Annotated in this window: 6 protein-coding genes and 1 pseudogene; 4 read left to right on the top strand and 3 right to left on the bottom strand. The window is 61.2% G+C overall.

All coding sequences use genetic code 11. The features are described 5' to 3' along the window. Nucleotides 1–303 precede the first annotated feature (303 nt). Nucleotides 304–3,036, bottom strand: a complete 2,733-nt coding sequence (locus EEB11_RS18635) for a hypothetical protein (RefSeq protein WP_135433998.1) — start codon at nt 3,034–3,036, stop codon at nt 304–306. Then, on the bottom strand, nt 3,036–3,776 hold the full coding sequence (locus EEB11_RS18630) for a hypothetical protein (RefSeq protein WP_135433996.1): 741 nt from the start codon (nt 3,774–3,776) through the stop codon (nt 3,036–3,038). Before EEB11_RS18630 ends, EEB11_RS18635 begins: the two co-directional genes overlap by 1 nt. Before the next feature lie 123 nt (nt 3,777–3,899). Here EEB11_RS18630 and EEB11_RS18625 point away from each other — a divergent pair, with 123 nt between their 5' ends. The 4 genes and pseudogenes from EEB11_RS18625 to EEB11_RS20420 form a co-directional block, all read left to right on the top strand. Next, a complete protein-coding gene (locus EEB11_RS18625; protein ID WP_135433994.1) occupies nt 3,900–6,995 on the top strand; it encodes a hypothetical protein in 3,096 nt (1,031 codons plus the stop codon). Nucleotides 6,996–7,007: 12 nt separating this feature from the next. Beyond that, entirely contained in the window at nt 7,008–8,525 is a 1,518-nt protein-coding gene (locus EEB11_RS18620; RefSeq protein ID WP_135433992.1) for a hypothetical protein, read from the top strand. Nucleotides 8,526–8,815: 290 nt separating this feature from the next. Next, nucleotides 8,816–13,960 carry a glycosyltransferase gene (locus EEB11_RS18615; protein ID WP_210134466.1) on the top strand — a complete coding sequence of 1,715 codons (5,145 nt, stop codon included), beginning with the start codon at nt 8,816–8,818 and terminating at the stop codon, nt 13,958–13,960. Beyond that, nucleotides 13,957–14,325, top strand: a pseudogene (locus EEB11_RS20420) (SLOG cluster 4 domain-containing protein); the annotation flags it as partial. The gene EEB11_RS18615 and the pseudogene EEB11_RS20420, both read left to right, overlap by 4 nt. Nucleotides 14,326–14,385: 60 nt before the next feature. Here the strand turns inward: EEB11_RS20420 and EEB11_RS20275 are convergent. Then, nucleotides 14,386–14,517: a hypothetical protein gene (locus tag EEB11_RS20275; protein ID WP_280950293.1), complete on the bottom strand. Its 132-nt coding sequence runs from the start codon at nt 14,515–14,517 to the stop codon at nt 14,386–14,388. Nucleotides 14,518–14,776: the final 259 nt, after the last annotated feature.

Genomic DNA, 14,776 nt, shown 5'->3' with positions numbered 1-14,776 from the left:
TACACAGCCTCGGCGGAAAGCCGACTGACCGCAGTGCGGCATAGCACCCGCAGCAATTTAGTAAACCAGTCCCTCATGCCAACTTCAAAGGGCACCCGGTGCCGCGATTATGCACTCGATGCAGTTGAACTAGGTGTTTGATCCCAGGTTTTGATGGTGCGATTGTTCCGATGGAACCGAAAGTACCATGGGACAACCGCAGCGGATCAGCACCTCTGGCCAGCTGCTCACCTGCAAAGGGTGGTTCGCCTTATCCGGCCTTTACCCGGCAGCCTCCGCCAGAGTGCGATCCCACCATTGGCTCTACTGCCCGGAGAACAGAACTTCGGGCAGACCATAAGGTGCCAGCCAGTTGTACCAGGCCACATCCGTAGGCCCAAGGGCCTTTTCAAGTATTTGCCATCGGCCATCCTGCTTTAGAAGCAGCGCCATGTATGTATCACTCATGCTGCCGTTGCTGATTTCACGGGCAAATGGCGTCCTCGACCAGTCAAGGGCCGAGCCGTCCGGGTTGACCGGGCGGCCCTGAAAATAGGCCCAAGTGCCATCGGTCCGAAGCGCAGACACCACAAAGATGACCTTTCGACCCAAAGGTTGTTCGGCGCCGAGGCGGGCAGCATCAATGATCGCGCCCCGCTCTTGCGTGCCCCGTTCCGGCGTGCGCAGCATGCCGGTCTTGACCACTGGCAGGCCGGGTTCTGTTGCACTGGCCGGAGGCTGCGTGACCGCCAATGGCTGTTGTGTCACCATATCCGTGCCGGGACCGAAGCTCTTGGCCATATAGGTCACGACAGCATCGAACTCTGCCTTTCGCGCTGCGGGATAGGTGATCTCGAAGACGCGGATCAGACCGTTCATATCTTCGATCACGCGACGGTAATAGATGTCGCTTCCCGCCGTCCCCGACAATACATACCAGCCGGAGCCAGACCGCTCATAGGTGACATTCGGGTGCGCCGGATCGGACTTGTCTTGCGCAATCTGCTCGGCCTGACTTTGGCCAAGGGCGTTGAATTGCGCAAAGACATAAAAACGCGCAGCACCGTCAACCGACACGAACCGACGGCCATCGCCGTTGCCGGGCGGCGGTTCGGGCGAAAAATAGCCGGATGGGTATGAGATAAATGTCCCATAGCGACCATTTTCAAAAAGGGCATACCCGCCTTCGCCGGGCATAAAGCGATCAGGCTCGTCTACGCTTTCGACAGTTTGCACTGGTGCGACAGGGGGTGCAGGCGGCACCACCGGGACGCTTTCGCCTTGCGTGTCGGGTTGAGCGGTGGGGATCGTCGCGGCACCACCCATTGCCACCGCCGACGGAAAGGTCGTTCCCTTCTGCCACCGGCCTGCCAGAGACTCTGTTGCAGGTGAGGGTAAAGCAGGCGACGGCACCTGACCGAACCAGTCGGCTTGCCCCATCACCACCGACGATGAACCCGGTGAAACTGGCGGGGCGGCATGGGTCGGCGTGACGGCTTCCTGCCGTGTAGGTAGGGCGGCGCTCGCGGTCCCGATGCCCAGCAAAGGGTCAGGGCAGGGTTTGACCGTGTCGGGCATATTCAGCGTTATGGTACGCAACGCCCCGGAAAGCTCACCCTCTTCCTGAAAGGCTCTGGAGCCCGAAACAAGCATCCCGAACCGTTCCTCTCCGGCCAGACAATGGCTATGGATGAACAGCCGTTGAAAGCCGGAGGGATTGCCGGGGCCTTCCCATTCATATCGCTCTGACGGCCAGCCAAAGATTATGTCTGACCGATGATAGGTTGTGGGCGGCACCATGGCTACTGGCCCGGCCGGGGCTACCAGGGCAGCGCCGCGCGCCAACACAATTGCCGCGCTGCCATCGGCTTTGGCAAACCGGATCTGTTGGTCATCGACGCCGGGTTCCGCGATCCAGCCGATCGGCAGAGTGTAGATGAAAAGCCCGCCCAGCGCCGCGCCACTGGCGCGCGGCTGCTCTGGACGCGGAGGGTCCACACCGAACGGTGGAGCGATTTCGGCTCGGGCCGCAGCGCTGTCCAGATTCGCCCCTTCCGGAAAGATGTCTGCCGGACACGGTGCAGACCCTTCGGGCATCACGATTTCGCCCCCCGTGACCATCGCCGCGATGCTGGGATCATGAAACAAGGCGGGCATTCCCGAAAACCGCAGGGTGATTGCACTGCCGTCCGGCAAACAGCTCTCCAGCACGATCAGACCTGCCTTCCCCGTGTCGCCGGTATTGTCCTCGACCGTCTCGGACCCATCCTCATGCGCAAACAACTGCGCCTTTTGCCCCAGAAACAGCACGGGCATGCCGGGGGTGCCTGTCGGCATCCCCCCGGTGTCGATCTTGCCAGACCTGATCTGGACACGGCCCGCAATCTCGTCGGAAAAAAGATAGACATCCCCTGTGTCAAGCGGGCCCGTCCCGCTCCAACCCGGGCCAATCGGCAATCTGACCGTGCCGCCAAGCAGGTCGCGCTGCAATTGCAGGCCCGGCGGTGGCAAGGTCATGCTGCCCAGAACCTGCGCCAGCAGCGGCCGATATTCCGCGATGTCGCGGTTCATCGTGGCCAGTGCCACCATCAGCCTTTCGTCCCCCAGCATCGGCAGGTCCGACACCAGCATCTCCATATCGCCGGGCGCGTCCGCTTCTGCGGGTGCCGTTGCAAAATAGGTGCGGAAGGTCTGGCCGCCCAGCAGCACCAAGGCCCCGGTCAGCACCGCCTCATCGCGCTCCAGTTCTCTGCCCGGCCTGTCCGAGAATGCTATCCGCAGAGCAAACCCGGTATTGGTCGCCGCGTCCATCTGCCCCCAGACATGCTCGGTCGAATAGTCCTGCAACAGCGTCAGATCAGGCGGCAAACGCAAGGTGATGCCGTTGATCCGCTCTGTCCGCCAATCTGCGGGAATCGCGGGGGGAGCGAAGACCTCGGGAACGGGCGGATCGGTTTGGGCCCAGACCGGTGCAGCCAGCCCGGACATCCAACTGCAGGCGATCCAGAGGGCAACCCTTGCGATGCGGTGAACGGTGGGCGTCTCAATCACTTTCATCAACCATCCCCTTGCTGCCAGCTATTCAACGGCCCCGACGTGTTGCCGGGTGCGCAGAGGTCGATGCCCTTTGCGCGAAGTTCCAAAAGAAGTTTGCTGCCGGGCGGGCAAAGCGCATCGGTTTCGATCACCAGGCCGCTTTGGCCTTTTACGACCAGTTCGATCCCCTGCCTTGGCCGCGCAATGGTTACGGCGCCCGCCGGGCCGGGATGTGCTGTCGCCAACAGAAAAGGAACCAAACCACGCATCCAGCGCGGCAAATCGCGCCGCCATGGCCTGACGCAGTCGATCTCGGCATAAGGCAGGCTGTAGGCGCGCCATCCGCGCCGCAGGCAAAGCGCATTTGGGGCCAGCGTCAGGGCAAAGCTTTCTGACCGCCATCCGACGTAGGGGATGACGCAGCAGAACACCGCCATCGGCCACAGCACCCAAGCCGACGGATGAACCCCACCCCCACCCGACGCCGCGTCAGAGACCCAAAGCGGGACCGACAGGAAAAATCCGATCAGGACAAACCCAAGCCAATCGGGGATGACAATGGCTGAAGCGGCCGCATAGCTGAAATCCCCGCGCCGGGCAGGCCGCGTGCTTGCATAAATCATGATCGCAACCCCCAGCGCGCCCAGCGCGGCCACAGCACCCAAATGCGCAAAGGCGATGAAAGCCGCGACCACAGCCCCCAGGGTCACCCCGCGCACGGCAAGCCCGCGCAAAGCCGATGGATCGAACCTGTTGGTCATTCCGTCCCCTTTGGCGGCAAGTATGAGTGGGATTCGATCCTCCGCCGTGATTTGCGTCAAAGACGGCAGCAAAAGACCGCTGCATCCTGCCCGTGTCTCGAAAGCAAATGGCGCGAGGGTGCAATGCTGCGTTCACTGATTGCTGTGCTGTGGTCTGTCGTGCTGGCAGGGCTGTTGCTGTCAGCGGCTTTTGCCCAGCAGACAACGGCGTATGACTTGCGCAGCGCCAGCTTTACGCTGCCGGCGGACTGGACAATCACCTACAGCAGCCGGGATCAGGAATATGATTTCGTCAGCCCGGACGGCCGGTTCGAGCTTTGGGCGCGCTGGTGGTTTCCGGATGAGCCGTTGCTGGGGTTTGACGACATCGTTCACCACGAAAAGCGCAATCTGGCCGGGCAGGACGCGCTGTTCCGCCACGTTGAATCGAGCGGGCAGCGCACGCTCGGCTTGGCCTTTTTGAAAGCAGACGCCGAGGGGGAGATTTTCCTTTGGCAGTTGCTTTCCAGCGATGCGTCCTTGGCCGAACATCGGGCGATGTTTGACACCTTGCTGACCGGCCTGACGCTGGATGGCCAAACCATGCAGACCGCTACCCCGCCAACCCCGGCGTCGAACGTGTTTCCCGTAACAGCTGCCATGCCGGCAGAGGCCTACCGTGATCCCGAAGGCGCCTTTGCCCTGCCGCTGCCGACGGGGTGGACCGTGCAGACCACCGCTTCGGCAGGGTTGCGTCAGGCCGTGCTGGTTCCACCCTCCCGCGATGCCTTGCTTCTCGCCGTCGCCGCCCGCCCGGATCGCGGCCTGACTGCGGCCGAAATTCTGGGTGAATACATCGGTGTGCTGTACCGCGACTCGCTGGTGGTCAAATCCATCGAGACCGAAGACTATCCCGACATTGCAGGCACGACCGTGCATGCGATTGAAACCCTCGCCAGGGTCTATGCAATCAACGGTGTGGCCATGCCCTACACCCGAGGGCGTGTCTGGATCTACCGCTCTAACGACGAGGCGGACGGGCGTGCGCCCTTTGTGATTGTCTCGATCCGCCCGGAGACCGCTGCTGATCAGCTGACAGTCGAATTGCAGCGTGTGGCGACGGGCTTTACCTTTGACGCGCCCCATGCCCCCGCTGTGCCAGATGACCCGACACAGGTGGCCGCCGCAACCGTCGAGCTTCCCGCGCTGAACCCGGCCGGGGAGTTGCCGATCACATCGGCACTGGAGGGGCTGCTGTTTGACGGAAAAACCTTTGGTGGCCTTTTGCCGATCGCGTTCAAGTCGGCCCCCTTTGACGACAACGCCCGGTTCACCGGAAATGAGATTACCCTTGGCGTTCCCGCGGGGATGGGAGGGGCCAAACTGGGCCTCGCCACGCCCTTGGCGGTGATCGGGATGCCGCTGCGCGACAGCACCAAGGTTCAACGCATATCGGCGGTGATTGACGCCGACCAAAGCACCGGCATTACCTTTGTTTTCCTGCCGCCTGAGAACGCGGCACAGGACCCGGATGCCGGCCATGATCTCAAGGTCCGGCTGTTTACGACCGGCGATGGCACTGGCACGATCGAAACCACGACGTCGGACCCAAAGCAAAACCACACCGCCCGTTTCCCGTGGCCCAAGGGCGAGGCGGTCTTGCATCTGCTGCTTCAGCCGGATCAGGTGCTTGATGTCCGCGACGGCAACGGCACCCAATTGACCGCCTGGGCGATGGATGCCGATTTTGGCGGGCGACGCTGGGCCTTGCAGACCTATGTCGAGGCGGGCCAGCGCAATCAGGCGGCTGCGCTGGTTCTCAAACGGCTGTCGTTTGATACGCTTCCTTTAGAACCCCGGCCAGACTTCGACGCCATCGCAACCGATCCGCAATCCGTGGTTATTTTTGACGGCTACGCCTTTGACCGGATCTGGCAGCCGGTATCCCGCGGCAATGCGGAAATCGCACGGTACCTGCGCCTTTCAGACGGCGCTCTGCGTGTCGGCTGGAGCGCCGAAGACAAGGGGTCGTGGACCGGCATGGCCACGCCAGACGCCGTTCTGTGGCTTGACCGCTTCACCGGCACCGCCAAGGCACGGGTGGATCTGGCGCTGGATGGAGCCGCGTCCAAGGATTTCGAAATCGCCTTGCAAAGCGCGTATTCCCTGCCGGGAAATCTGAGTGGCAACCTCTCTTATGTCCTGCGGTTCACGCAACAGGCCGATGGAACTTACTCCGCACTCAGCGCGCTGCGGTCGCAAGAAAAGAACGGGCTCGTCAGCACCGGCCTGCCCGCCCTGCCCGATCATGTGACGCTGGTTCTGACGCCAGAAGGTGTGCGCGTCGAAGGTGCGGGCATGCCGGTCGGGATTCTGCCATTTGGGCAGATCGCGGATGGGGCCGGGTTCAGAATTGCCATACACGCCCGCGCGGCACCGACAGGCGATGGGGCTCTGGTGGTGCGGGGCGTGCGGCTGTCGCGCAGCCCAGACACGAACCGCGCCGTCATCGCACCAGCTGCGGGTGTGCCCCCCCTTCCGCACCGCGTCTTCTTCAGCGGGCATCCCGACCAGACCTGGGAGACACGATCAAACGGCAAAGCCACCTTTGCCGACCTTGCCACTCAACATGCGGATGGGCTGACATTGCGCCGGTCCGAGCCCGTCATGGACTGGAGCCGGATTGCCCTCGTCGGCTCGGCGTTGATGGTTGATCTGGATTACCGCGTCAACACCACCCCTTACGAGGTGGTGGTCAAGCTGGACCCTGCGACCGGTTTGGGAGCCCGCATTTTCCTGCACAGGAACTCCGCCGATCCTGAAAACTCTGCCGAATCTGTCGTGACCTTGCGTGAGCTAACCACCGGCCCCAACCGGGGCGGGCTTGAGGTGCAGTTGCACACCGGACATTTCAGCTATGACTATTGGCGCCGCGTTCTGCCTGCCGAACAATGGCGTGACCGCTGGGACGGCACCTTGCGCCTTCGCTTTGGGCCGAAATCGATTGCTGTCGCTCTGGGCGATGATCTGCTGATGCAAGGCCCTCGCCTGAGCACGGAACTGATGATGGCGATCACCCCCGGAGGCGCAGGAAAGTTGGACGGCGGACATGTCAAACTTCAATCGGTCACGGGTGGCTGGATCAGCCCCGCTGGAATGACTGCGCGCGAACGGTTGAGCCTGCTTGACGTCAAGGATTTCGACCCGACCGAGTTTCTGAATCTGCTGAACGCCGAATAGAGGGAAGCCGCCATGACCCCAATGCCATTTGGTCGCCTTGCATTGATCGCCGCCCTGATGGGCCTTGGCGGGCCTGCTCCGGTGCCGGTGTCGGCGCAGGCCGTCGATGCTGGCGCTCTTTCGCCGGGTCAAGAGGCCGCCGGAGCCACCATTGCCGGCGCGGCCCCCCAACTGGCCAACCCGGGCAGCGCGGCGCGCGCCGACCTTGATCTGCTTTGGTCCAAGGTGAAGGACAAGGCCCCGATTGCCGCCACAGTACCCGATCTTTCGGCCTATAGTGATGGCACCATGATCGAGATGAACGCCGCCCTGAACCCAGAGGCAGATCCTTGCATAACGGCCGTGCAGGCTGCGCTTTTTCTGGACGCGCATCTCGTGGAAACCGGTCTTTGGGAGAAAATGCAATCCATCGACCGCCCATTGGAAACCGCAGCCCAGATTGCGATGATCTGGGTCTTGCCCGATGTCTTTGGTGTGAACGCAGATGGGCTTGATATTCTTGCCTTCCGCAAAGCCTCACCCGTATTCAAGGCGCTGAGCATTGGCGCAAACGCATTGGACAGCCACGAAGTCCTGATGAAAAACAACATCGGCTCGGTCGAACAGCGTCAGGCGATCTGGACGCAAGAGATCGTGCAGAACAGCATCAAGAACGGCTGGAATGAACAGATCATTTCAGATCGCCGTCAATATCTTCAGGGCAAGACGCTGGAATATGTCGGCAATCTGGCCGAGTTGGACACAACGACAGAGACGGCCATGACCAAGGCCGAAGCGCAGTATCAGGCCGATCTTGCAAAAATCGATCAATGGGAACAGGCGCAGTATGATGCGCTCAGGGTGAAGTATAACGTCAGGCAGATCTGGCCCGACACGGCAGCGGTCGATCTGCAGACCGTCAAGACCGAGGTTACGGCCAAAGGTCAGGCGGCAAGAAACAAAAGGCATCTCAAGCTGACCGAGATCGCAACGGCCTATGACACAACCGCAACCGGGATCTTGCAAGACATCGCCAGGTCACAGACCCAGCAGGATGCCCTTGTGCGCTATGCCCGCCCGATTGCCCGCAATGAATGTGAGACGATCCAAAAAACCGGCCCTCTTCCCAAGGTTCCGTTTTTGCCCAGCGATCTCGACACCCCCTATGACAGGGATGCCAAGGACGATGCCCGGCTGACGGCCATTCTGGCGCTGCCGCATGACCAGCTGATCGCGACGCTAGATACGCTTGGCATCTGGCCCGACGACAGGCTTCTGTCTTGCGTGTGCCGGGCTGCCGGATACGGATCGTCGGGCACCTCACAGTTTTATCACCCCGGCACTTTGGGTACCTATGACAAGCGCTATTCCTGCCAGCAGCCGGGCGACCCGTGCATCGTGTCCGGTTTTGGCTGTCTTCGCCATCCGATGCCGTCTGATCCCGGCCCTTGGGAAAGCTGCGCTGCCGCAGCCAAGGGAGACTCTGCCCAAACTTTGACAGACTCTATCCTGTCCCGGTTGGCCGCGCGTCGCGGTGTCGCCAAGAATTGACCGGCCGGTTCGCGGAAGGGCACAGCGGCGAAGCTGCGCTCTCGACCGGCAGAAAAGGGCCGCCTGCGGCCCTGGTGCTGCACGTGGGGATAACTCAGTCGATGCAGCGCCGCGGCTTGATGTGCTAATGCACTGTTTCCGTTTCGGACTTCAACTTTCTGCCGGTTCCTGCTTTCGGGGGGAACCGGAAGGATGTAGCATGATGGTGCTTCCGATCCCCATGATCAGGACGTGGCGTATCGGCCAGATGGGATCTCCGATGAAAGATCTCACTGTTCCCAAAGGGCGCTATGCTCCCCCACGAGGACGGTGCGGAAAAGATCCTTTCATCGGGGAAGAAAATGCATACACGTGTCCTCGTTGCCATGGTGGCGACGCACAATCGTATTGACCTACTGCTGCAACGCTCACTGCCATCTGTTCTCGGACAGATCCGGAGGGCTGACCGTATCGTTGTCGTCGATGATGGCAAGGATCAGCATCTGCCGGATCGGCTTGCTGATGCTGCGCCCATGGCGGAGATACTGGAGAATCGTCGAACGAAGGGGCTGTCCGGTGCGTTGAACACGGGGCTTGATCATCTCGCTCGCGATGTCCGGGATCCCTCAAGAGTCTTCGTTGCTTTTCTGGACGACGATGATTGTTGGAGACCCGACCACCTGGCGAAGGTTGAAGACTCCATCCGCGCCGGGGCCGAAGTCATCGCAGCGCCGTTTTTCCGGATTGAGCCGGATCGGGATCCACGCCAGGTCAATCCGCCAACCTCGCTCTGTCCAAATGAATTCATGGCGTGCAACCCCGGAATTCAGGGCTCCAACCTAGTGGCGCGGCTGGATGTCCTTCTCGAGGCGGGAGGCTTCAATGAAGCGCTGCCGTCATGCACCGACCGCGATCTGCTGATACGTCTGAGCCGTCGGCCCGAGGTGCGTTATGCCACCATAGCCAATGCAACCGTCGAACATCATGCCTGCGACGACCGTCCGCGGCTCTCGCTTGCAAGCTCACAGGAGAAATCGGACGGTCTCGAGATGTTCGACCTCATTCACGGGCCCTTGATGACGGAAGGGACGAGGGAGGCACACCTCCGGCGAGCTCGTGAGCTTTTTGGCTGGAAGCCTGATCCTCGAGAGGCAAGCCATCGGTCCCTTCGCGCTTCAGAGACGCTGGCAGAAGTCGAGACGCCACCGCTTGTGGTTGGGATCATCGTGGACGAGCGTCGAATTCCTTCAGCCGGACGACTGCTGGACGACCTTGCCAACAGGCTTGAGGCGGAGGGACTTGAACCCGCCGATGTTCTGCTCCTCGAAAACCGGCCTGAAGCTGCCTCGGGAGACGCGTTGACCCGACTGGTAGAGCGGCTTCGCCCGCAGTTGCGGATCAGGGTCATCGATCGCGCGGCTGTCCGAACACTCATCCAGTCCGGAGATCTGCAGCTGGAAGGTGACGACCATGACGGACGGTTGACCATAACCGACGCAAGAACGGTGCTGCAGTCCGTTCTCTACCACATGGCTCGCGAACGCACGGGCTGTGCAATATGGATCCTTGACGACGATATGCGGCTGGATCCGCTGGTCGCCACGCCTGAAGGGGCCCGGCCCACTCGGCTGACATTGGGAACGTCGCTTAGGCAGATGCGCGCGCTTGGCGCTGATATCTGCATAGGATCCTACACTGGGGCACCACCGCTGCCATCTGTCGCTTCGGTAAGGGGACAACTGGTCGATCTGATGTGGAACCTGCGAAGGCTGTCCGCACTTCCGGCGGATTCGCCTGTGCCTGCATCAGAGCCGCGTAACGGGCGCCTGCGTGAAGGTCGACGCGATTATTATTATGACCTATCCCGAATGGAGACCGACCGTCTTGAAACTCCCTTTTCACTGGGGTCCGCCTACTCTGCCGAGACCTGCGGCCAGGCCTTGAACCGGCTTGCCGGAATGATACCACGTATCCTTGCTGGTGAAGCGCCACTTCGACCGCTGCTGGCAGATGCCCAGGAAATGGCAGAGTTCAAGATCAATGACGCGCTCCACCGTGGCGGAAACACCTTTATCTTTGACCCTGAGGCGCTCGCAGATCTTCCGAACCTGTCGCCGACGGTCGGAGGCCGCCCCACCCGAAGATCGGACATGATGTGGTCGATGTTTCAGGTGCAGGACTTTGGACGGACGGTGCGCTCGGTTCCAGTTCCGGTTCGTCATGACAGGGGAGATCTGCCAGCACCTACCGAACTGGATCACAAAGGTATCGCGGATGACATCTGCGGCTTCGCGATCTTCAGTGCCATGAAGGACTCCCAAGAACCGCAGGAGATCACATCACGCGTTCAAAAATTCGAATCGGAACGCCTTGCGGCACTCCGACTATCATTTCATCGGGTGCGCGGTATTGCGCGCGAGCTTATGGGATGGTGTCAATCCGCTTCCCTGTCCCCAGCGCAGTCACGAGCCTTCACAAGCCAAGCCCAGGACTTGCTTCGGATGTTCTCCGATGAGTCGTCTCAAGAGATTGACCATGCGGTCCGCGCACTTGGGCCCTTAGAAATCCAGTCCTTTCTGTCCAGGCTTCCCGAGCGGATTTCTACGCATGCAGACAGAGTTCGAAAGTCTGAAGGAATACCGCGGCTTCTCAGTGAACAGCGCGCCTGTGCCGCGCGAGATGCAGTCATTGCACTGGGGCATCCCACTGCGGAGCTACGCCTGTTGGGTCAGGGAGAGGAAGGCGTCGCGCTTACCGACGGGCAAACGCTTTGGAAGCTTTTTGATCGGTGGCGGCCCGAGCAGGCAGCTGGCGCGGCACCAGTCATTGAGCGGCTCATCACGCAGGGTTCAGGGTCCACAACCCTTATTAACCCCACGGCGATGTCGCGCACTGCCGTTGGCTGGCTGCTGGAAATGCCATTCATCCAGTCCGATCCTTGGGAGGGTGGGCGAGGCCCGGGACTCGTGGAGCTACTCGATGACCTTCACCGCATGAAACTGGCCTGCCGAAACCTGCATCCCAAGAACCTGCGGATTGATGGGGATGCCGTGCGACTGATCGACTACGGCGCGGATCTGGTCCCAAATGACGATCCGGAAGCCGACGGACTCGAGTTCCGGCGCATGTGTCGCCGCGCCTGGCTCTGCTGGCGGTGGTGGTGGCGCGGCGACCTGAACGAGCTGATGCGCCGGTCGCTCCGGGAAGTGGACATGCCTGAGCTTGACGGGCACGAAGGCCTTGTCCGCGCCGCGCGCGAACGTCTAGGTGTTTGTCGACCACTGGACCCTACCCTGACCAGAGCACTGGAACTCCGGCCAGGGCGCGTGCTTGATTATGGGGCGGGAAAAGGCACGGAGGCCACAAAGATAGCCCAGGGGGGCGCTCAGGTCGTTGCATGGGATCCCGATGAGAGCCTTTCGCACCGCTTGGAAGGCCTGAGTGAACACGGCGTGCATCGAGCTGTCTCGGCGACCGAAGCGGTCTCCGCCGGTCCATATGATCTGGTGATCTTTCGACGCGTCGCCTGCCTGCTGGATGACAATGAGCTCGCCTGCGCCTTGAAGGATCTACGTTCCTCGGTGAAGCCCGGAGGAAGAGTGCTGTTTTCGCTTTGTCACCCCGCCTACGCGCACAGAACGCGGGTCGCCGAAGGCGAGCCAATCTCACATCCCTGCGGATGCCGCGCCGCGCCTTGGAGAAAGCGGTCGAGGCACACAGGACGGATCTTGAATGAGGTCCACCGAAGCGAACAGCAACTGCGGCGACACCTGGCACGAGCAGGGTTGCGAGTCGTCAGCAGATATGAGCGCCTTTGCACCGAGTTCGAAAGGTTTGAGACGGTTGCCGACCTCTTGGTCCTCGAACTCGAGCCAGCGCCGCTGCCGGCCGTGTCCTTGTTGATCAAGGCCTGCGCCATGGATGCCGAAGCGCTGGAGATACATGTTCAAGACATGCTGTCGGCGCTCGAAGGCGCAGAGACGTTTCAAGAGACCATTCTGACACTGGACACCCGCATCGCCGGCTTCCCCCGCCAACATACGACCGGCGACCTTGAAGCTGTACGCGCGGCGGCGCACCGCCTGCTGGATGCGGGCGACATTGACCGGATAGTTGAAACTCCTTCCGAACCGTCCGCGCTGCGCGACCTCAACCGCCGCTGGTTCGGTTTGGATGTCGCAGTCGCTCACAGCGCAGGAGGAGCCGCAACGGCCGCCCTTTTGGCGGGATTTGAAGCTTGCAGTGCGCCGCGCGTGCTCCATGCCGATCTGGATATGATGATTGGCCGGATAGGTCCGGCCAGCAATCCCGTAGCTGACCTGTCAGCCGTTTTGGATAAGCATCCAGATGCCATTACGGCAAGCTTTCCTGTGGCGCGGAGCATCGGCCTTGCATGGACATCCGAGGGGCCCGAAGGGCCGTGGCGCGTCGAAAGCCGGCTTGGCCTCGTAGATTTGCAGCGGATGTTTCAGGTGCTGCCCTTGCCCAACAGACTGGACCACGACGCGGTTCAATTATCTTGGCATCGCGCACTGGACCAAGCGGTTGGTGAGGGCCGAGGCACATCCTTGCGCGGTGGTGGAGGTGGATCCTTCTGTGTTCATCCACCGAACTTTCGGAAGCGAAACCTCGACGAGTGGGAGGAGGTTCGTCTTGCCGTCGCACGCGGCAATTCTCCTGCGGTTCAGGAAGGATCCATTGAGTGGACAGGCACCCTTTCCGAATGGCGATGTCCGGAGCGCAACGAGCGTTTCGTGTTCGTCATCTGCGGCCGCAACGTTAAGCCTGAAAGGTTTCGTCGTTGCTGGGACTCGGTCCTTCGGCAGAACCGGGGCGACTGGGGTGCGATCGTCGTCGATGATGCCTCGACGCCCTCCATCTCCTCTGAGATCGCCCACATTCTGACGCCCCGCGCGGAGAGTGTGAGTTTTCTGCAACGACGCCGTCGTGCGGGGCAGTTGGCCAACGTCGTCCATTCAATCCGGCACCTGTGTGCCCGGCCAGATCAGACCATCATCACCCTTGACGCAGATGATCATCTGATAGGCGACGACGTTCTGGATAGACTAGCCGCGGAATACGACAGCGGGGCGGACTTTACCGTTGGATCGATGCTGAGGACGGACAAGTGTTCCGACTATTCAGTGCGACTAGACGACCCGCGTCGCCATCGTGGGGGAAATGTCTGGCAGCACTTGCGGAGTTTTCGGAAATCTCTGTTCGAGAGTGTGCCGGATGACCTGCTTCGACTGGATGGTGCATATGTTGAGCTTGCCTCGGACTGGGCCTTCATGCTGCCAATGGCCGAACTCGCTCAGAAGCCGGTCTGGATCCGTGAACCGCTCTACCTTCACGAACCCGGCGACACGCGGGATCCATTGCGGACAAAAGCAAGGGAGGATGTGATCGCCAGACTGATCGAGCCGCGAATGAACAAACAGGAGGGCGCTGGATGACGCATTCACAACGCCGCAAGGTCATCTCGGTCATCGGGGACTCCAATCTTGCACTCAACGATGTGCGGCTGCAGTTGGCTCATCAGATCGGACGTTTGCTTGTCGATCGGGGCTTCGCGGTAATGACCGGTGGCATGGGAGGCGTGATGCACGCAGCGCTTCAGGGCGGAAGAACCTCCGCGGCTTGGGTTCCAGGGTGCTGCATTGGTATGATCCCAGGAACTGATCCCGATGACGATGGTGTTTCCGACGCCGCCGACCTGATTATCCCGACGGGTCTGGATCACGCACGGAACCTCATCGTGGCGCAGTCCGATGCCGTAATCGCTGTCGGCGGCGGAGCTGGCACTCTTTCCGAAATTGCCCTTGCGTGGATCCATCGCCGTCTCCTGATCGCACTACGGTGTGACGGATGGAGCGGTCGCCTAGCCGATCAGCGGATCGATGGAAGGAATCGCTATCCAGAGATCGAGCACGATCGGGTTTACGGTGCCGACACCGCCGATGAGGCCGTTACGCTCTTGGAACTGCACGGCATGGCCTACAGCAAACGGCATCGTGTCATCGCTCGACGACAACCGTTGTGAACATAGGAGCCACGAACTGGGTGGGTTTCGCTCACCAAAAAGCGTTGAGGCTGGCTGCAGGCGGTCGCTACGCCGGGCCTCGGTGACCGCTTTGGAGAATGCCGCGCTTTATGCTGAGTGGCGGTTATGGGCCGAAGACGTTGGCACCTTCTCGACGGGCGGAGACTGTGTGAAAACTCGGCAACAAGGGGCGCGGTTTTGGCCTGCGCGCGGATTCTGGCTCAGATCG

Origin of the sequence: Pseudotabrizicola sediminis, from assembly GCF_004745575.1 — a bacterium.
In the GTDB taxonomy this organism is placed as follows: Bacteria; Pseudomonadota; Alphaproteobacteria; order Rhodobacterales; family Rhodobacteraceae; genus Pseudotabrizicola; species Pseudotabrizicola sediminis.
Note: the sequence above shows the minus strand (reverse complement) of the source record. Positions and strands in the feature narration are given on the sequence as shown.